The 18,692-nt window shown below is 66.3% G+C and carries 13 protein-coding genes; 10 read left to right on the top strand and 3 right to left on the bottom strand.

Going from position 1 to position 18,692, the window contains the following annotated elements; all coding sequences use genetic code 11:
• Positions 1 to 49: 49 nt before the first annotated feature.
• From FVD38_RS15970 to FVD38_RS15935, 8 genes are all read left to right on the top strand, one after another.
• Positions 50 to 1,111 (top strand): arginine N-succinyltransferase, encoded by a 1,062-nt coding sequence (locus FVD38_RS15970; RefSeq protein ID WP_147935721.1) that lies wholly within the window; start codon positions 50 to 52, stop codon positions 1,109 to 1,111.
• On the top strand, positions 1,102 to 2,148 hold the full coding sequence (gene astA / locus FVD38_RS15965) for an arginine N-succinyltransferase (protein WP_147935720.1): 1,047 nt from the start codon (positions 1,102 to 1,104) through the stop codon (positions 2,146 to 2,148). Before FVD38_RS15970 ends, astA begins: the two co-directional genes overlap by 10 nt.
• On the top strand, positions 2,141 to 3,625 hold the full coding sequence (gene astD / locus FVD38_RS15960) for a succinylglutamate-semialdehyde dehydrogenase (protein WP_147935719.1): 1,485 nt from the start codon (positions 2,141 to 2,143) through the stop codon (positions 3,623 to 3,625). The genes astA and astD overlap by 8 nt, the downstream gene beginning before the upstream one ends.
• Before the next feature lie 2 nt (positions 3,626 to 3,627).
• Complete coding sequence (gene astB, locus FVD38_RS15955; protein WP_147935718.1) at positions 3,628 to 4,968, top strand: N-succinylarginine dihydrolase; 1,341 nt, start codon at positions 3,628 to 3,630, stop codon at positions 4,966 to 4,968.
• A gap of 101 nt (positions 4,969 to 5,069) precedes the next feature.
• Positions 5,070 to 9,761 carry an NAD-glutamate dehydrogenase domain-containing protein gene (locus FVD38_RS15950; protein ID WP_147935717.1) on the top strand — a complete coding sequence of 1,564 codons (4,692 nt, stop codon included), beginning with the start codon at positions 5,070 to 5,072 and terminating at the stop codon, positions 9,759 to 9,761.
• Positions 9,762 to 9,764: 3 nt separating this feature from the next.
• Positions 9,765 to 10,751 (top strand): succinylglutamate desuccinylase, encoded by a 987-nt coding sequence (locus FVD38_RS15945; RefSeq protein ID WP_147935716.1) that lies wholly within the window; start codon positions 9,765 to 9,767, stop codon positions 10,749 to 10,751.
• A gap of 90 nt (positions 10,752 to 10,841) precedes the next feature.
• Complete coding sequence (locus FVD38_RS15940) at positions 10,842 to 11,933, top strand: NADH:flavin oxidoreductase/NADH oxidase (protein ID WP_147935715.1); 1,092 nt, start codon at positions 10,842 to 10,844, stop codon at positions 11,931 to 11,933.
• Between the two features lie 123 nt (positions 11,934 to 12,056).
• Entirely contained in the window at positions 12,057 to 12,917 is an 861-nt protein-coding gene (locus FVD38_RS15935; protein WP_147935714.1) for a head GIN domain-containing protein, read from the top strand.
• Here the strand turns inward: FVD38_RS15935 and FVD38_RS15930 are convergent.
• Positions 12,914 to 14,104, bottom strand: a complete 1,191-nt coding sequence (locus FVD38_RS15930) for a globin domain-containing protein (RefSeq protein ID WP_147935713.1) — start codon at positions 14,102 to 14,104, stop codon at positions 12,914 to 12,916. The genes FVD38_RS15935 and FVD38_RS15930 overlap by 4 nt on opposite strands.
• Positions 14,105 to 14,350: 246 nt before the next feature.
• Here FVD38_RS15930 and FVD38_RS15925 point away from each other — a divergent pair, with 246 nt between their 5' ends.
• Both FVD38_RS15925 and FVD38_RS15920 read left to right on the top strand, forming a co-directional pair.
• A complete protein-coding gene (locus tag FVD38_RS15925) occupies positions 14,351 to 15,832 on the top strand; it encodes an APC family permease (RefSeq protein WP_147935712.1) in 1,482 nt (493 codons plus the stop codon).
• A 1-nt stretch (position 15,833) separates the two neighbouring features.
• Positions 15,834 to 16,472, top strand: a complete 639-nt coding sequence (locus tag FVD38_RS15920) for a CatA-like O-acetyltransferase (protein WP_147935711.1) — start codon at positions 15,834 to 15,836, stop codon at positions 16,470 to 16,472.
• A 7-nt stretch (positions 16,473 to 16,479) separates the two neighbouring features.
• Here FVD38_RS15920 and FVD38_RS15915 read toward each other — a convergent pair whose 3' ends face one another.
• Together FVD38_RS15915 and FVD38_RS26675 are read right to left on the bottom strand one after the other, a co-directional pair.
• On the bottom strand, positions 16,480 to 17,781 hold the full coding sequence (locus FVD38_RS15915) for a tetratricopeptide repeat protein (protein WP_147935710.1): 1,302 nt from the start codon (positions 17,779 to 17,781) through the stop codon (positions 16,480 to 16,482).
• Between the two features lie 145 nt (positions 17,782 to 17,926).
• Entirely contained in the window at positions 17,927 to 18,679 is a 753-nt protein-coding gene (locus FVD38_RS26675) for a LuxR family transcriptional regulator (protein WP_147935709.1), read from the bottom strand.
• Positions 18,680 to 18,692 lie beyond the last annotated feature (13 nt).

Here is an 18,692-nt window from a genome sequence, read left to right as displayed (position 1 = left end):
GGCCGGCCGTCCGCATTGTCTCCACTTACGTTTCACCAGGGAGTACTCAATGTATGTTGTCCGTCCGGTAGATCGCGCGGATATCGGCGCGCTGGAAGCGATGGCGGCCATCTCGATGCCGGGCGTGCACACGCTCCCGCGCACGCGTGAAGGCATAGTCGCCGCGGTCGAGCGCTCGCTCGCCTCGTTCGCGGCCCAGATCGATATCCCGAGCGAAGAGTCGTATCTGTTCGTGCTGGAAGACCTGCGCTCGCGCGAAGTGGTCGGCACCGCCATCATCCACGCCTCGGCCGGCTCGAACGGCACCTATTTCGCGTTCCGCAACGACGTGATCCAGCAGGTCTCGCGCGACCTGAACATCAGCCACAGCGTGCACGCGCTGACCCTGTGCTCTGAGCTCACCGCCTATTCGCAGCTGTCCGGTTTCTTCTTGCGCCACCGCGACAGCGCCGGCATCGAGGCCGCGCTGCTGTCGCGCGCGCGCCTGCTGTACGCCATGCTGGCGCCGCACCGTTTCGGCGACCGCTTCTTCGTGCCGCTGGCCGGGCGCCTCGATTCCGACGGCCAGTCGCCGTTCTGGAATGCGCTGGGCCGCAAGTTCTTCAAGATGGACTTCCTCGAGGCCGAGCGCCTGATCGAGGGCGCCCGCAACCGCACCCTGATCGTCGAGCTGATGCCGCACTATCCGGTCTACGTGCCGCTGCTGCCGGGCGACGCCCAGGCCGCGCTGGGCCAGATCCATCCGGGCGGCCAGATGGCCTTCGACCTGCTGGCGCAAGAAGGTTTCGAGGCCGACGAATACATCGACATCTTCGACGGCGGCCCGATCCTGCAGGCACACAAGAACGCGCTGCGCTCGTTCTGCGCCTCGCACAAGCTGCGCGTGGGCGCAGGGCCTGCTCATGCGCCGGCTCATGCACCCGACATCGGCCCCGTCGACTACGCCGTCGCCAGCGTCGACAACGGTTTCCGCGCCGTGACCGTGCGCTGTGCACCGATCGAACATGCGCACAGCATCGACTTGCCGCGCGAGGTCCAGCAGGCGCTGGGCGTCTCGGCCGGCGACGAGGTGGTGTGCGTGCGCATCCAGGGAGAACCAGCATGCTCGTGATCCGTTCTTCCAGACTGTCCGACCTCGACGCCCTGATGGAAATGGCGCGCCAGGCCGGCAGCGGCATGACCACCCTGAAACCCGATCCGGAGATGCTGGGCCAGCGCCTGGCGACGTCGGAAGCCTCGTTCGCCGAAACCATCGTGCCGGAGAAGCGCGACTATATGTTCGTGCTGGAGCACACTGAAGACGGCAGCATCGCCGGCGTGTGCGCCATCAAGGGCGCGGTCGGCCTGACCGAGCCGTTCTACAACTACCGCATCGGCACCCTGGTGCACTGCAGCCGCGAGCTGAACGTGTTCACCCGGATGGAGACGCTGTACCTGTCGAACGACCTCACCGGCTCGACCGAACTGTGCTCGCTGTTCCTGCTGCCGCAGTACCGCGCCGGCTTCAACGGCAAGTGGCTGTCCAAGAGCCGCTTCCTGTTCATCGCCCAGTTCCAGCACCTGTTCACCGAAAAAATCATCGCCGAGATGCGCGGCTACCAGGACGAGGCCGGCGATTCGCCGTTCTACGAAGGCCTGGGCCGCCACTTCTTCAAGATGGATTTCAACCACGTCGACGGCCTGACCGCGATCGGCAAGAAATCCTTCATCGCCGAACTGATGCCGCGCCAGCCGCTGTATGTCGACTACCTGCCGCAGTCGGCGGTCGACGTGATCGGCAAGGTGCACACCTCGACCCAGCCGGCGCGCCGCCTGCTGGAGCAAGAGGGCATGTACTACGAAGGTTATGTCGACATCTTCGACGCCGGTCCGGTGCTGCAAGGCCGCGTGTCCGAGCTGCGCGCGGTGCGCGACAGCGTGCTGGCGGTGGCGGCCGAAGGCCTGGCGGACGAGGAAGCGGCGCCGGACACCGAGCACATGCTGGTATCGAACACGCGCCTCGACGACTTCAGGATGATCCTGACCCGCGCCGTGCCGGGCGCCACCAGCGTGGTCCTGAACCCCGCCGAGCTGGCGCAGCTGCGCTGTCAGGCGGGCGACAACGTGCGTACCCTGACACTCAATACCAGGAAGACTTCCCATGGCTAATCTTTCGAACTACATCAACGGCGAGTGGCTCGCCGGCAGCGGTCGCGAACTGGCGACCATCGATCCGTCGACCGGCAGCCAGACCTGGACCAGCAATGAATCGACGGCCCAGGACGTGACGCGCGCCGCTTCCGCTGCGCATGCCGGCTTTGAAGCCTGGGCACTGACCTCGCTCGACGAACGCATCGCCATCGCAACGCGCTTTCGCGACCTGCTGAAAGAAAATGCCGAGGAACTGGCGGCGACCATCGCCGAGGAAGTCGGCAAACCGCTGTGGGAAGCGCGCACCGAAGTGGCCACCATGGCCAACAAGATCGACATTTCTGTCCTTTCTTACGGCGCGCGCACCGGGGAAAGCCAGGCCAAGGTCGCCGACGGCAATGCCGTGCTGCGTCACCGTCCGCACGGCGTGTTCGCCGTCTACGGCCCGTATAACTTCCCCGGCCACCTGCCGAACGGTCACATCGTGCCGGCCCTGATCGCCGGGAATACCGTCGTGTTCAAGCCGAGCGAATACGCGCCGCGCACGGCGGTGAAAACCGTCGAGCTGTGGGAGAAGGCCGGCCTGCCGAAGGGCGTGCTCAATCTCGTCAACGGCGGCCGCGAGACCGGCATCGCGCTGGGCCAGGAAGCGCTGATCGATGGCGTGCTGTTCACCGGCAGCAGCCAGACCGGCGCGGCCCTGCACAAGCAGTTCGGCGGCCAGCCGGGCAAGATGCTGGCGCTGGAAATGGGCGGGAACAATCCGCTGGTGGTGTGGGGCGTCGAAGATATCGACGCCGCCGTTCATCACACCGTGATGTCGGCTTTCATCTCGGCCGGCCAGCGCTGCACCTGCGCGCGCCGCCTGGTCATCCAGGATAACGAGGCAGGGCAGGTCTTCCTGAAGCGCCTGGTCGAAGTGGCAGCCCAGTTGCAGGTTGGCCCGTCGAATGCCGAGCCGCAGCCGTTCATGGGACCGGTGGTCTCGAGCGCCGTTGCAGCGCGCCTGGTGCAGGCGCAGGCCGATATGGCGACGAAAGGTGGAAAGATCCTGCTGCAGATGCGCCAGCTCGATACGAACGCCGGCTTCGTCACGGCCGGCATCGTCGACACCACCGATGCGCAAGGCATCCCCGACGAAGAGTGGTTCGGCCCGCTGCTGCAGGTGATCCGCGTGAACGACTTCGACGACGCCCTGCGCGTGGCGAATGCCACCGAATTCGGCCTGGCTGCCGCGCTGCTGTCGCCGTCGGAAGAACTGTGGAAGCGGTTTGCCGTGCGCGCCCGCGCCGGCATCGTCAACTGGAACCGTCCGACCACGGGCGCGGCCAGCTCGGCGCCGTTCGGCGGCGTCGGCAAGTCGGGCAACCACCGTCCGAGCGCCTATTACGCGGCCGACTACTGCGCCTATCCGGTGGCCTCGATCGAGACCGCAGCACTGGAAATGCCGGCCAAGCTGTCGCCCGGCCTGGCCTTCCCGGGGCAAGGAGCCTGAGCATGCGCGACGCCCGTGAATTCAACTTCGACGGCCTGGTCGGCCCGTCGCACAACTATGCCGGCCTCTCGTTCGGCAACGTCGCCTCGTTCAACAACGTGCGCGCGGCCTCGAATCCGCGCCAGGCCGCGCTGCAGGGCCTGGCCAAGATGCGCGAACTGGCCGCGCGCGGTTTCGCCCAGGCGGTGATGCCGCCGCAGGGTCGTCCGAACTTCCGCCTGCTGCGCAGCCTGGGTTTTTCGGGCACCGATGCCGACGTGCTGGGGCGCGCCTGGCGCGAAGCGCCGGTGATCCTGGCCTGCGCCTGGTCGGCCGCGCCGATGTGGACCGCGAATGCCGGCACCGTGAGCCCGTCGGCCGACTCGCTCGACGGCCGCGTGCACTTTACTGCCGCGAACCTGAACAACAAGCTGCACCGCTCCGAAGAGCATCTGCAGGCAACCCGCACCCTGCGCGCGATCTTCGCCGACAGCAATCGCTTCGTGGTGCACGACACCTTGCCGTCGGTGCCGGCCTTCGCCGACGAGGGCGCCGCCAACCACACGCGCTTCGCCGCCAGCCATGGCGCGCCCGGCGTCGAATTCTTCGTCTATGGCCGCGTGGAGTTCGATCCGTCGGCCCCGGCGCCGAAGAAATACCCGGCGCGCCAGACGCTCGAGGCCTCGCAGGCCATCGCGCGCCTGCACGGCCTGGACCCGGCGCGCACCGTGTTCGCCGCCCAGAATCCTGACGTGATCGACCAGGGCGTGTTCCACAACGACGTGATCTCGGTCGGCAACGGCAACGTGCTGTTCCATCACGAGCAGGCGTTCGCCGACGAAGCGGGCACCCTGGACGCGCTGCGGCGCGCCCTGGCCGGCGTCGATACCGAGCTGCAGTCGGTGCGCGTGGCGAGCAGCCAGGTGCCGGTGGCCGACGCCGTGGCCAGCTACCTGTTCAACAGCCAGCTGCTCTCGAAGCCGGACGGTCGCATGGCGCTGGTGGTGCCGCACGAATGCCGCGAAAACGCAGCCGTGTCGAATTACCTGGCCGGCCTGGTCGCCAGCGGCGGCCCGATCAACGAGCTGGTCGAATTCGACCTCCGCCAGAGCATGCGCAACGGCGGCGGACCTGCCTGCCTGCGCCTGCGCGTGGTGCTGACCGACGAGGAAGCCGCCGCCATGCACCAGGGCGTGATCATGACCGAGGCGCTGTATGCGCGGCTGGTCGCCTGGGTCGAGCAATATTACCGCGACCGCGTCGAGCCCCAGGACCTGGCCGACCCGCAGCTGGCGCTGGAATGCGCGGCTGCACTGGAAGAACTCACCCGCATCCTCGGACTGCCGGGGCTGTACGATTGGTAACGATGTAGTATTCGGGCGGGAAGATCCCTGCCCTGTATAAGCAGGGCCGCGTCGGGCCACGAGCTGTCGACGCACCAGGCACACAACTTTGGAGAAGCAAGATGAAAGACATGCCCAACGATCTGCGCAACCAGACGCTCGCGCTGGTCAACGCCAACCAGTCCGCCGACAGCGCCCAGGTCAATGCCCTGACCGCCGCCTGGATCGGATCGCTCGACGACGAAGACCTGGCCGGCACCGCGCCGCAAAGCCTGGCGCCGGTGCTGGTGGAAGGGTTCTCGCAACTGGCCCAGCGCAGCGGCCCCGGCGCGCAGATCGCCACCATGCGCTACCTGGACGGCCGCGGCGGCACCGCCACCGCACTCTTGATTCTGAACGACGACCGTCCTTACCTGGTCGACTCCTTCGTCATGGCCCTGCGCAAAGAGCGCCTGACCGCCGCCGGCGTGATGAACGCCGTGCTGCCGGTGCGCCGCGACGCCAATGGCGCCTTCGTCGCCGTCGGCGAAGCCGGCAGCCCGCTGGAATCGATCGTCCTGTGCCTGCTGAACGATGAACTGCAGTTCGAAGAACTGGACAAGCTGACCGCGCGCCTGCGCATGGTCGCCAACGACGCCGCCACCGTGCAGCGCGACGCCGTCGCCATGGGCGACCGCATGACGGCAGTCGCCGCCGCCGCCGCTGCCGCCGGCACCCCGGAAGGCCAGGAAGTCGCGGCCTTCCTCGAGTGGGCCAAGAACGAGGGCTTCGAGCCGTTCGGCTACGCCTATTATGTCGTCAAGCCGGGCGCGCGCGAACTCGAACGCGATATTCCGAGCCGCATCGGCGTGCTGAAGGACACCGCGCACCCGGTCTACGGCACCTGCCTGGCCAGCATCCCGGGCGACTTCGAAACCCTGTCGCTGCGCGCCGAGAACCTGTCGATCGTCAAGGCCGACGTGGCCGGCACCCTGCACCGTGATGCGCCGCTGGACTTCATCGGGGTGCGCGACCTGGATGCGCAAGGAAAGATCCTGGGCGAGCACTGCTTCATCGGCCTGTTCACCCGCGCCGCCACCTCGACCCCGCTGGCGCGCCTGCCGTTCGCGCGCGGCCGCGTGGCCAAGGTGCTCTCCATCGCCGGCGTGCGCCAGGAAGGCTTCCGCGCCGAGAAATTCATCGAGATCCTCGAATCGCTGCCGCGCACCGAAGCGCTGGAAGCCGAGCCGGAATGGCTGGCCGAAGTCTGCGGCGCCGTGGTCTCGCTGTACAAGCAGCCGCGCGCCAAGGTGTTCGCGCGCCGCGACGTCTACCAGCGCCACCTGAACGTGCTGGTCTACCTGCCGCGCGAGCGTTTCAGCGCCGCCGTTGCATCCAGCCTGGCCGCCGCCCTGAAGGAAAGCTCGGGCGCGCGCGACGTCGACGTCCAGACCCTGGTGGCCGACGGCCCGCTGGCGCGCGTCTACCTGACCGCCCACGCCGCGCGCTACCCGCTCGACCTGGAAAGCGATATCCAGCGTCCGCTGCTGGGCGTGCTCGATGGCTGGCATGACCGCTTCGCCGAGTTGATCAACTCGGTCGACGAAAGCCGCCAGCGCAGCCTGATGCGCAAGATCGTGCCGACCCTGCCGGTCAACTTCGTCACCGCGACCACGCCCGAAACCGCGTTCCGCGACGTGCACGCGCTGTTGACCAAATGCCGCCCGGACCGCGTGACCGCGCGCATCGAACACGATGACGCCGCCGGCGCCTCGATCCGCCTGTATTCGAGCGAGACCGTGCCGTCGCTGTCGCGCATCTTGCCGGCTCTGCAGAACGCCGGCATCGCGGTCGACCGCGAGCAGACCTACCGCCACACCGGCCTGGATGGCGTGCGCCGCTACGTGACCGCGCTGACGGTCGATGCAGAGAGCGCGGCCAAGCTTGCCAAGCCGGGCATCCCCCAGGTGGCCGAGCAGCTGTTCAGCGCCCTGTTCAACGACGAGGCCGAAGACGGCCGCATGAACGGCCTGACCATCGAAGGCGGCCTGTCGCTGCGCGAAGTGCAGCTGGTGCGCGCCTACATCAGCTACTGGCGCCAGCTGGGCTCGAAGTTCTCGGTGCGCTACATGGCCGAGACCCTGCGCACCCAGCCGGCCCTGGTGAAGGAATTCGTCGCCGGCTTCATCGGGCGCTTCGACCCGAGCCTGAGCGAAGAGCAACGCAACGAAGGCAGCAGCAAGCTGTACACCCTCAAGACCGGCCTGCCGAGCGTGAACCACGCCGACACCGAAGAGATCATGGGCGCGCTGGTCGACCTGGCCTTGGCCACCGTGCGCACCAACTACTTCCAGAACAGCGGCGAGAAGATCATCTTCAAGGTCGACACCAGCAACCTGGCGCTGGCGCCGGAGCCGCGTCCCTTCCGCGAGATCTATGTGTTCTCGCGCCGCTTCGAAGGCGTGCACCTGCGCGGCGGCCCGGTCGCCCGCGGCGGCCTGCGCTGGTCGGACCGCATGGAAGACTACCGCACCGAGGTGCTGGGCCTGGTGAAGGCGCAGATGGTCAAGAACGCCGTCATCGTCCCTGCCGGCTCGAAGGGCGGCTTCGTGTGCAAGCAGATGCCGACCGGCGCCCCGCGCGAAGTGGTGGCGGCCGAAGGCGAAGCAGTCTATCGCCTGTTCATCGCCAGCCTGCTGGAAGTGACCGACAACCGCGTGCAGGGCGAGATCGTGGCCCCAAGCGCCACCGCGCGCCATGACGGCGATGACCCTTACCTGGTGGTGGCGGCCGACAAGGGCACCGCGACCTTCTCCGACATCGCCAACAGCATCGCCGTCGAACGCGGCTTCTGGCTGGGCGACGCCTTCGCCTCGGGCGGTTCGAACGGCTACGACCACAAGAAGATGGGCATCACCGCCAAGGGCGCGTTCGAAGCGGTCAAGCGCCACTTCTACGAACTGGGCCACGACCTGGCCAACAACCCGATCACCATGACCGGCGTCGGCGATATGTCGGGCGACGTGTTCGGCAACGGCGTGCTGCTGTCGCGCCAGCTGAAACTGGTGGCGGCCTTCGACCACCGCCACATCTTCCTGGATCCGACCCCGGATGTCGAAGTGTCGTTCAAGGAGCGCGAGCGCATGTTCGCGCTGCCACGCTCGTCGTGGGAAGACTACGACAAGAACCTGATCTCGGCTGGCGGCGGCGTGTACCCGCGCAACGCCCGCTCGATCGAGCTGTCGCCGCAGATCCGCGAAGTGCTGGGCATTGAGGAAACCTCGCTGCCACCGCAGGAACTGATGCACCGCATCGTCAAGGCGCCGGTCGACCTGTTCTATAACGGCGGCATCGGCACCTATATCAAGGCCTCGACCGAGACCCACGCCCAGGTGAAGGACCGCGCCAACGACGCAATCCGCGTCAACGGCAACGAACTGCGCTGCAAGGTGGTTGCCGAGGGCGGCAACCTGGGCGCGACCCAAGCCGGCCGTATCGAGTTCGCGCTCGCCGGTGGCCGCATCTTCACCGATGCGATCGACAACTCGGCCGGCGTGGATTGCTCCGACCACGAAGTCAACGTCAAGATCTGGCTCGACACCGAAGTCAATGCCGGCAAGCTGCCTGAAGCCGACCGTAACCGCATCCTGAACGAGATGACGGGCGAGATCGAGCGCCTGGTCCTGCGCGACAATACGCTGCAAACCCACCTGCTGACGCGCGAAGTGCAGGCGCAGGCCAATAGCGCGGTGGTCGACGGCTACATCACCCTGATCGGCAACCTGGAAGCCGAAGGCGCCGTTTCGCGCGAGCTGGAACAGCTGCCGACGGACGTCGAGCTGCAGCGCCGCAAGTCGCTGGGCCTGGGCCTGACGGCGCCGGAGCTGGCGGTGGTGATCGCCAACGTCAAGAACCGCTTCAAGCGCACCCTGGCCGCGCTCGAGCTGACGGGCGAAGCATGGGCAGACTCGCTGCTGCGTCCTTACTTCCCGGCCCAGCTGGTCGCGACCCGCGATCCACTGGATCATCCGCTGGCCAACACCATCCTGGCCACCGTGCTGGCCAACGAAGCGGTCAACCGCTGCGGCCCGTTGACACTGCGCGACCTGGCGCTGGAACACCGCATCGACGAGACCGAAGTGGTCAAGGCATGGGCGCGTGCCTGGGCGGCCCTGCACCTGGCGCCGGTATTCGATGCGCTCGACCATGACGCCCTGGTGGTGCCGCGCGACGTGTCGGTCTCGGTCGACAACCGCAGCCGCGCGATGCTGCGCGCCACCGTCGAAGGCGTGCTGTCGCTGCCGGCCAACTCGGAAGGCCTCAAGGAACTGTCGACCCTGTTCGCCGAGGCCGACGGGAGCCAGGCGCCGCAGATCCGTTCGGAAGCCGACGGCCACACCGGCCTGCCGGTGCCGTTCGCTGCGGCCTGGAAGGCGGTCGAGATCATCGAATCGCAGGCCTCGTTCCTGTTCGCTGCCGTGTCGGTGCAGCGTCCAAGCGGCATGACCCTGCTGCAGTTCCTGCAGATCGGCACCGTGCTGCGCCAGAAGGTGGGCATCGATACGCTGGAACTGGGCCTGAAGCTGCCGGCGCAGAGCAAGTCGCAGGAACAGCTGCGCAACTACGCGCTGCAGTCGCTGCGCCGCGCCCAGCAGCGCCTGCTGCTGCAGGTGATCGAGCGTGCGGGCCAGGATGGCAATGTGGAAGCGGCGGTGGAAGAAGTGATGGCCGCGCGCGGCCTGACCGGCTTCGCCCAGCCGGCCGACCTGGAACAGGCGATGCTGGACGTGTGGGCCTTGTCCGAAGGCCTGAGCCCAGAGCGTTTGGCGGCTTGAGTCGTGAGCGCATTGCCTGAAGCAGTGCGCGCGCTGGCCGAGGCGGATTTCGCCTCGGTCGCGCAGCGCTTCGAAAGCGCCGGCTTTGCGGTCGCTCAGCCGGCCTCCGGCGTGCTGACCGTCAAGGCGGCGACGCCGGATGCCGGCCGACCCAGCGTGCTGGTGTCGGTCGGCGTGCATGGCGACGAAACCGGACCGATCGAGATGCTCGCGTACTTGGTCGAGGCGCTGTCGCGCACGCCGGAAGCGCTGGCGGTGGACCTGATGCTGTGCGTCGGGAATATCGATGCGATCCGTTCGGCCAAGCGCTTCATCGATGCGGACCTGAACCGGATGTTCCGTCTGGAGCGTGGTTCGCTGGCCGGCACTTTCGAGGCTGGCCGCGCCGACGTGCTGATCGACGTCACCCGTGCCTTTTTCGAAGGCAGCGGGCCGCAGCGCTGGCACCTCGACCTGCACACGGCGATCCGGCCTTCGCACTATCCGATGTTCGCGATCGTGCCGGAGCTGATCGAGGACCGGGCCCGCGAAAGCCTGATCGCGTGGATGGGCGAGGCCGGGATCCAGGCCATCATCATGAATCCGGCCTCCGCCGGCACCTACAGCTATTTCACGTCCGAGCATCTCGGCGCGGCCGGCACCACGGTCGAGTTGGGGCGGGTCGGCACGCTGGGACAGAACGACCTGTCGCAGTTCGCCGATGCGTCGAAGGCGCTGGAGCGCTTGCTGCGCGGCCAGCCGGCCGGGGAAGCGAAGGTGGCGCCGCACGTGTTCGCGACGGCGCGCTCGATCATGAAGCTGTCCGATGCGTTCAGCATGCGCGTGGGCCGCGAGACCTGGAACTTCACGCCGATGAAGCGGGGAGAGGTGATCGCTTCCGACGGCGACACGGTCTACACGGTCGAGCACGACGAGGAACTGGTCGTGTTCCCCAACCCCGACGTGCGGGTGGGCTTGCGCGCCGGGATCATGGTGGTGCGCATCGATTGACCATAACGGGCTGCGGCCCGTTTTTTTTCGCGCCCTGCACGAATCGGTGGACAGGACTAGACTTGTCCTTCTCGACACGCAGGAGTCACCATGAGCAAGCTGTTTTCCCCTTATTCCTTCGGTTCGCTGGAGCTGTCCAACCGCATCGTGATCGCCCCGATGTGCCAGTACTCCGCCGTCGATGGCCTGGCCACCGACTGGCACATGATCCACCTCGGGAACCTGGCGTTGTCCGGTGCCGCCCTCCTGATCCTGGAAGCCACCGCCGTCGTGCCCGAAGGCCGCATCTCGCCGGATGACCTGGGCCTGTGGTCGGACGAGCACGCGAATGCCCTGGCGCCGATCGTCGCCGCGATCCGCCGTCATTCCCCGATCAAGCTGGGCGTCCAGCTGGCCCACGCCGGCCGCAAGGCCTCGACCAAGGTACCGTGGGAGGGCGGAGCCGCGATCCAGCCCGATGAGCCGCGCGGCTGGCAGACCGAGGCCCCGTCCGCCGTGCCGCATGCCGAAGGTGACCCGGCGCCGCTGGCGCTGGACGCCGCGGGCCTGGCGCGCGTGAAGGACGCCTTCGTCGCCGCTGCCCAACGCGCCCATGCGCTGGGCCTGGACGCGATCGAGTTGCACGGCGCCCACGGCTACCTGCTGCACCAGTTCCTGTCGCCGCTGGCGAATCGCCGCGACGATGAATACGGCGGTTCGCTCGAAAATCGCATGCGCTACCCGCTGGAGGTCTTCGCCGCGGTACGGGCGGCCGTGCCGTCGATGACGGCCGGGATGCGCATCTCGGCAACCGACTGGGTCGAAGGCGGCTGGGATCTGGAGGCGAGCGTGCGCCTGGCACAGGAGCTGAAACGCCTCGGCTGCGACTTCATCCACGTCTCGAGCGGCGGCGTTTCGCCCCATCAGCAGATCGCGCTGGGCGCGGGCTACCAGATCGGCTTCGCCGAACGCATCAAGGAAGAAACCGGCTTGCCGACCATCGGCGTCGGCCTGATCACCGAAGCGCAGCACGCGGAAACCATCCTGCAGAAAGACCAGGCCGACCTGATCGGCCTGGCGCGCGCCATGCTGTTCGACCCGCGCTGGCCATGGCATGCGGCCGCCGAACTGGGGGACCAGGTATTCGCGCCGCCGCAGTACCTGCGTTCGCAGCCGCGCGAGCACAAGACGCTATTTGGCTAATCCATTCGCGCCGTCCATGCGCCGTCCAACACGCCTTTTTTGCAGTTTGTCGCATGCAGATGGCGACCGGGGAGGGCGCTTGCTAGAGTGGCATCACTCGAACAACAACCTGATTGGACTGCCATGCGTACCCTCATCGCCCTCGCTTCCCTTGCCGTTCTTTCCGGCTGCGCCATCATCGTCGCCCCAGGCGACGGAGACACCCGCGTGCACACCGCGTGGAGCAGCGATGCGAAGGAGGGCGATGGCGTGGCCGCGCGCGACCAGCGCGAGGTCAAGGCGCTGGCGGCGCTGGACGTGAGCGGTTCGCTGCCGGTCGAGGTGCGCGTCGGTCCGGCGCCGTCGCTGGCGGTGGAGGCGGACAGCAACCTGCTGTCGCTGATCCGCACCGAGACCCAGGGTGACACCCTGCGCATCTATTCCGAGAAGAGCCTGCGCAGCAAGACGCCGCTGCGTATCGTCTACACCACGCCGCGCCTGAGTGAAGTGCGCGCTTCCGGCGCCACCCGCGTCGAGGTGAGCGACTTGAATGGCGCGCCGCTCGACGTGCGCCGGAGCGGTTCGTCCGAGGTGCGCCTCGCGGGCAAGGTGGGCAACCTGAATGCGCGTTCCAGCGGCTCGGGCCTGCTGGACGCTAGCCGCCTGCAGGCTGACGGCATCGACGCGACCCTGTCGGGATCGAGCCGCATGCGCCTGGGGCAGGTGAAAGGGGATCATGCGCGCCTGGAGCTGAGCGGATCGAGCTCGCTTGACGCCAGCGGCGCGGTACGCTCGCTGAGCGCCCGCGTGAGCGGCTCGGCCAACGTCGACCTGGCCGACCTGAAAACCCAAGACGCCGACCTCGGCGCCAGCGGCGCCGCCGGCATCCGCGCCACCGTCAAGCAATCGCTGTTCGCCCGCACCTCGGGCTCGGGCGGCATCCGCGTGTACGGCCACCCGGCCCAGCGCAGCATCACTGGCGACCGGGTGCACCTGCTCGATTAGAGCAGGTTGTCCAGCAGGTCCGGGCCGAACACCTCGCGGTGCAGGCGGCTCGCCGGGGCGCCGTCTTCCAGCAGCGCATTCCATTGCGCCTGCATGAACGGCAGCGGGCCGCACATATAGACGTTGGTCTCGCTGCGCGGCCACTTCGGCAGGCGCGCCAGGTCCATGAAGCCGGGCAGGGTGCCGGGAGCGTTGCCCTGTTCAAGGAAGATCACCACTTCCAGGTTCGGCATGCGCGCCTTGGCGGCGGCGATGTCGCGCTGGTGCGGGTGATGCTCGGGGCAGCGCGCGGCGTGCGCGAAGATCACGCGGCGCTGCGGATTGACCAGGGCGATGCGGTTCAGTGCGCCGATCATCGGCGTGATGCCCACGCCGGCCGACAGCAGCACCACCGGCTCGTCGGACTCGGTATCCGGCAGGAAGTCGCCGAACGGGTAGCTGACCTGCAGGATGTCGCCCGCTTCCACGTTACGGTGCAGCCAGTTCGACACGGCGCCGGCCGGGATGTTGTCGTTGCCCTCCTCGCGCTTGACCGAGATGCGCATCGAATCGACGCCGTGCGCATCCGACAGGCTGTACTGGCGCAGCTGACGGAACCCGTCGTCGAAGATCGCTTCCACGCTCACGTACTGGCCGGCCTTGAACGGCGGCAGCGGCTCGCCATCCTGCGGCACGAAGCGGATCGACAGCACGTTCTCGCTTTCCTGCACGACGTCAAGCACGCGCATCGGACGCAGATAGCCCGCTTCGATGCCGGCATCCGCATACATCTTCGTTTCGGCATCGATGAAGACCTTGGCCAGCGAGCCATAGGCTTCTTCCCATGCCTTCATCAGCGGGTCGACGGCGGCATCGCCCAGGGTCGACTTGATCGCGCCCAGCAGGTGGAAGCCGACGATCGGATAGTGGGCGGCGGTCAGGCCGACCGAGACGTGCTTGTGCACGATGCGGCTGACCACCGGGCCGAGGGCGGCGGCGTTGTCGATGTTGGCGGCGTAGGCGAACAGCGCCGAGGCGAGCGACTGCTGCTGCACGCCGCTGGCCTGGTTACCCATATTGAACAGGTTCCGCAGCTCCGGGTGGGCCCTGAACATATTGGCGTAGAAGGTGGTCGTGATGGCCGGACCGTGCTGGCGCAGGACGGGAACCGAAGCGTCGATATAGGGGCGGGAAGCGGCAGAAATCATGGGAAGTCCTTATAGATGCAGTTTAAAAGCATGTTTAAAGCTAAAAAAATACCCGCCTGATGGTCTTCGTTTGCGGGCGACGGTAAGTCAACGGAAGAAATTCTATCAAAGATGCTCTGAGAATGCACCTTATTTAAACTATTTATTGCGAGGGGGGCGTAGTCCCCTATAATCGCTCCTTCATTTTGAGACTGTCGAGCTGCGGCTGGCGTGCCGCGATCGCAACCGTGCACCGAAGGACTTGCCGTGAACCAGACCCTGGGCCAGAAGCTGTTACGTACCAAATCGGCAGCACCCCACCATGAGGATACCGCCAGCGTCGGCGTCGCCGGCGCCTTGCCCGGCCTGCATCGCTCGCTCGGCCTGTTCCCGCTGATCATGATCGGCGTCGGCGCCACCATCGGCACCGGCATCTTCTTCACGATGGTCGAAGCGGTGCCGAAAGCCGGTCCGGCGGTCATCCTGTCCTTCCTGCTGGCCGCGCTGACCGCCGGCCTGACGGCATTGTGCTACGCCGAACTGGCCGGCCGCGTGCCGGCCTCGGGTTCCTCGTATTCCTTCGCCTACGCCACCGTGGGCGAATTCGCGGCCTTCATCGTCGCCGCCTGCCTGCTGCTCGAATACGGGCTGGCGGCCAGCGCGACTTCGATCGGCTGGTCCGACTACCTGAACAACTTCCTGCTCAACGCCTTCAACTGGCAGATACCGGAGCAGCTTCGCTCTCCGATGTTCGTCTCGGACCACCATGCCGTGACCTTCCATCCGGGGAATATCAACCTGCCGCCGATCATCCTGGTGATCCTGTGCGGCTTCCTGCTGGTGCGCGGCGCCAAGGAGTCGGCCACCACCAATGCCATCATGGTGATCATCAAGCTGGCGATCCTGGTGTTCTTCGCGGCGATCGCCTTCACCGGTTTCGACGCCAACAACTTCCAGCCATTCTTCAATACCAACGAGGCATCGGGCTATGCCGGCATGGCCGGCGTGACCGCCGCCGCCGGCACCGTGTTCTTCTCCTTCATCGGCCTGGACACCATCGCCACCGCCGGCGAAGAGGTCAAGGACCCGCGCCGCAACGTGCCGATCGGGATCCTGGCCGCCCTGATCATCGTGACCGTGTTCTACATGCTGGTCGCGGTAGCGGCCATGGGCGCCCAGCCGGCCCACCTGTTCGAAGGCCAGCAGGCCGGCCTGTCGGTGATCCTGCAGAACGTGACCGGCCAGGCCTGGCCGGCGCTGGTGCTGTCGGCCGGCGCGGTGGTCTCGGTGTTCTCGGTGACCCTGGTGACGATCTACGGTCAGACCCGCATCCTGTATGCGATCAGCCGCGACGGCCTGATCCCGCAGGTATTCCAGAAGGTCAGCGCACGCACCAAGGCGCCGGTGAAGAACACCATGATCGTGTGCGTGGTAGTGGGCATGGTGGCCGGCAGCGTCGACTCCACCTTCCTGTGGGATATGGTGAGCATGGGCACGCTGACCGCCTTCATGGTGGTCTCGATCGCGGTGCCGGTGATCCGCAAGCGCCAGGGCGCGGATGCGCCACCGGGCTTCCGCGTGCCGTTCGGCCCCTACGTGATCCCGGGCCTGTCGGTGCTGGCCTGCCTGTACATCATGAAAGACCTGTCGCCGGCCACCTTCCGCGTGTTCTTCATCTGGATGGCGGTGGCGGTCGTGGCCTACTTCGGCTACGGCATGCGCAACAGCCGCCTGAACAAGGCGAAGTAAGATGGACAAGTTCGAACAGCGGCGCGACCGTTTCGCGCTGTTCGACGGCATGGACAGCCCGTCGGTCAACCTGTGCTTCCCGCTCGAGCTGCCGGATTTCCGGCCCTGGTGCAAGGAGCAGGACCTGGCGCCCTTCCACGTGCTTCTGTGCGCGGTGCTGCGCTCGGTCCTGAAGATCGAGAACTTCCGCTATCGCATCCACGACGAGGAAGTGATCCGCATCGAGCGCCTGATTCCGTCGTTCACCGTCAAGAACCTCAACGACGACCTCAATTTCGCGACCTTCGACTGGTCCGACGACCTGCGCGAATTCGTCGCGCGCGGCCGCGCGGCCGGTGTCGCGGCGATGGGCATGACGGGGCTGAACCAGCGTTATGCGACCCTGTCGCCGCGCGACGCCAAGGACCAGGTGTTCGTTACCTGCATTCCCTGGCTCGAGTTCACCTCGATCCAGCATCCGACCACGCGCGTCGGCCGCTCGGACATTCCTTCGCTGGCCTGGGGGCGCTTCCGTGACGGTCCGGACGGCAAGCTCGTGCTGCCATTCTCGGTACAGGCCCACCACGGCTTCGTCGACGGCTTCCACATCTATTCGCTGGGCCAGCAGATTGCGGCCGAACTTACGGCGCTGATGCGCTGAGCGCGCCTCACATCATTTTGTCGCGGTGCGTCTCGAAGAAGGCGCGTGCATCGGCCAGTCCCTTTTTATAACCTGTCAGTGGCCACATCAGCAACTTCAACGCGACGGTCGCCGACACCAGCCAGAGCAGGAAGCTGCCGAAGGTAAAGTGGTCCATGACCATGATGACAAACCAGAGGGACAAGACCAGCCACATGACGACGCCTGCCGCCGAGAACAATACTTGGAAAGTCCCACCCTTGTATGTTTCCAGGGGATGTCCCAAGGTCTTGATGACGTCACCGCTCTCCAAATTGTAGACCATGGCGTGAACCCCTTCATCGCTATCGTGCGGACCGACGTAAACGACGGCATACCGCCGACCGGTCGTCACTGTTCCCTTGCGATGCGCGGTGACGGTAAATTCCTGACCGGAGGCCGTGACCAGGGTAAGCACGCGCACGCGAGAATTTGTCACGCCGACGCGGCCATCGCTGTTGTTGTACAAAGATGATCTGTTCTGCGTAACTGCTCCGGTCAGTACGCCGACTTTCAGGGACATCTTCCATTTCTTGGCCATCGCATGGAATTGGCTGATGGCGTCCCACTCCGCTTTCAGTTTGCGGTCCAGCCTATCCGTCTGCAGTTTCCCGCGCGCGATGACCGCCGATTCGTTGCCGAGATCGGCCGCCTGGAAAATCAGCTGTTCGTAGCTCTCCCCAGGTCCCGGGGCCGCGCCCAGCCGGATCGATTCCGCCTTGAAGGCCAGGTAGTCGGCGCGCAGGGCCGGCGCCGAGCGCTCGAACACGTGAGCCAGTCGCTGGAGAATGTCATAAGCTCCTTGCGCATTGCGCAGAACGACCTTTTCTTCCATATAGACTTGTGCGATCAGGAGCGCGGCATCGGTATTCTCGTCCTTGTCGACGCTGTCCGACAGGATTTGCAGGGCGTCGAGCGGCTTGGCCGGCTGGCCCTCGCCGGCCAGCATCATCTTGCCCAACAAGGTCGCCGCGTAGGGTATGCCCATGGCATGGGCCCTGGTGGCGTTCTCGATCGCGCCAGCATAATCCTTCGACCCATGCTGCAGCTTGGCCAGCCAGTAACGACAGAAATCCGAGCCGAGATCGGCCGCCATCTTCGTGTATTTGAACTCCTTGATCCGGTCCGGACGGATCAGCGGCGCGCCTTCCGCATAGGCGCTGATGAGCAGGTCGGCCGCTTCGAGATTGCCCTGTTCCAGCAGCGCGATGGCCTCCTTCTCCGCTTCCAGGACTTCGCTGGCTACGGTGCTGTTGAGTTGTTTCTTGAGGTCGTCGATATCGATGAGCATGGTGGGGTGCGGACCGGGTCCGCCGGGTGCATTGAGGGTGATGACAGGCGCCTGCCTGCCGCAGCGCCCCGGCCTGGCAGGGCGTTCACGCATTGTAGGAACGGTGCTGCGCGCAAACGAGCTGTAAGGAGTTACAGGGTGGCGCTCAGGGCGCGATCAGGCCCAGCGCCAGGGCCTTGGCGACGGCCTGGGTACGGGTGCGGGTATCGAGCTTGCGCATCGCGTTATCGACGTGGAAGATGACCGTCCTCTCGGCCACCGCCAGGATGCAGGCGATCTCCCAGGAGGTCTTGCCGGCGCTGATCCAGGTGAGGATTTCCTTTTCGCGCGCGGTCAGGCGGATCGGTGGGACTGCCTGTGCGGCCTGCCGGTCCAGGCGGCGCAGGCCTTCGTGCAGGTAGCTCATCAGCATATGGCCCTGGCTGACTTGCCGTTCGACGGTGCGGCGATCGGCCTGGCGGTCGTTCTCCATGGTCAGGCTGAGCAGCGCCAGCTCGCCGGGGCCGCCGATGATGGAGCAGGTCATGCCGGTCGCCAGGCCATGCTGGCGGGCTTCGTCGAACAGCCGGTCCTTGCCCTTGTCCGGCACCGAAGGATGCCGGTGCCAGATAATGGGAATCATCGACCGGCTGCATTCCTGGACCATTGGATCGATGCTGGCGTAGCCCGCTTCTCCGTAGCGCTGTCCCCATTGCGGCGAATAGTCGGTCAGGATCCGTGGCGAACTCAGGTCGGCGACGTCGAGCGCCAAGCCGCTGCGGGCCTGTGCGCCATAGTAGAAGGATTCGAAACCGATCGCATGGACCGCCCGACGCAGGCTGGCGGCAAGCCGGTCGCGGTCTGGTGCAAGGAGAAGGCTTTCGAACTGGCGCAGCATGCGGGCCCTGTGGGTGAGCAAGCACGGATGGACT

This window comes from Massilia arenae (assembly GCF_008014745.1).
Classification (GTDB): Bacteria; Pseudomonadota; Gammaproteobacteria; order Burkholderiales; family Burkholderiaceae_D; genus Telluria; species Telluria arenae.
Note: the sequence above shows the minus strand (reverse complement) of the source record. Positions and strands in the feature narration are given on the sequence as shown.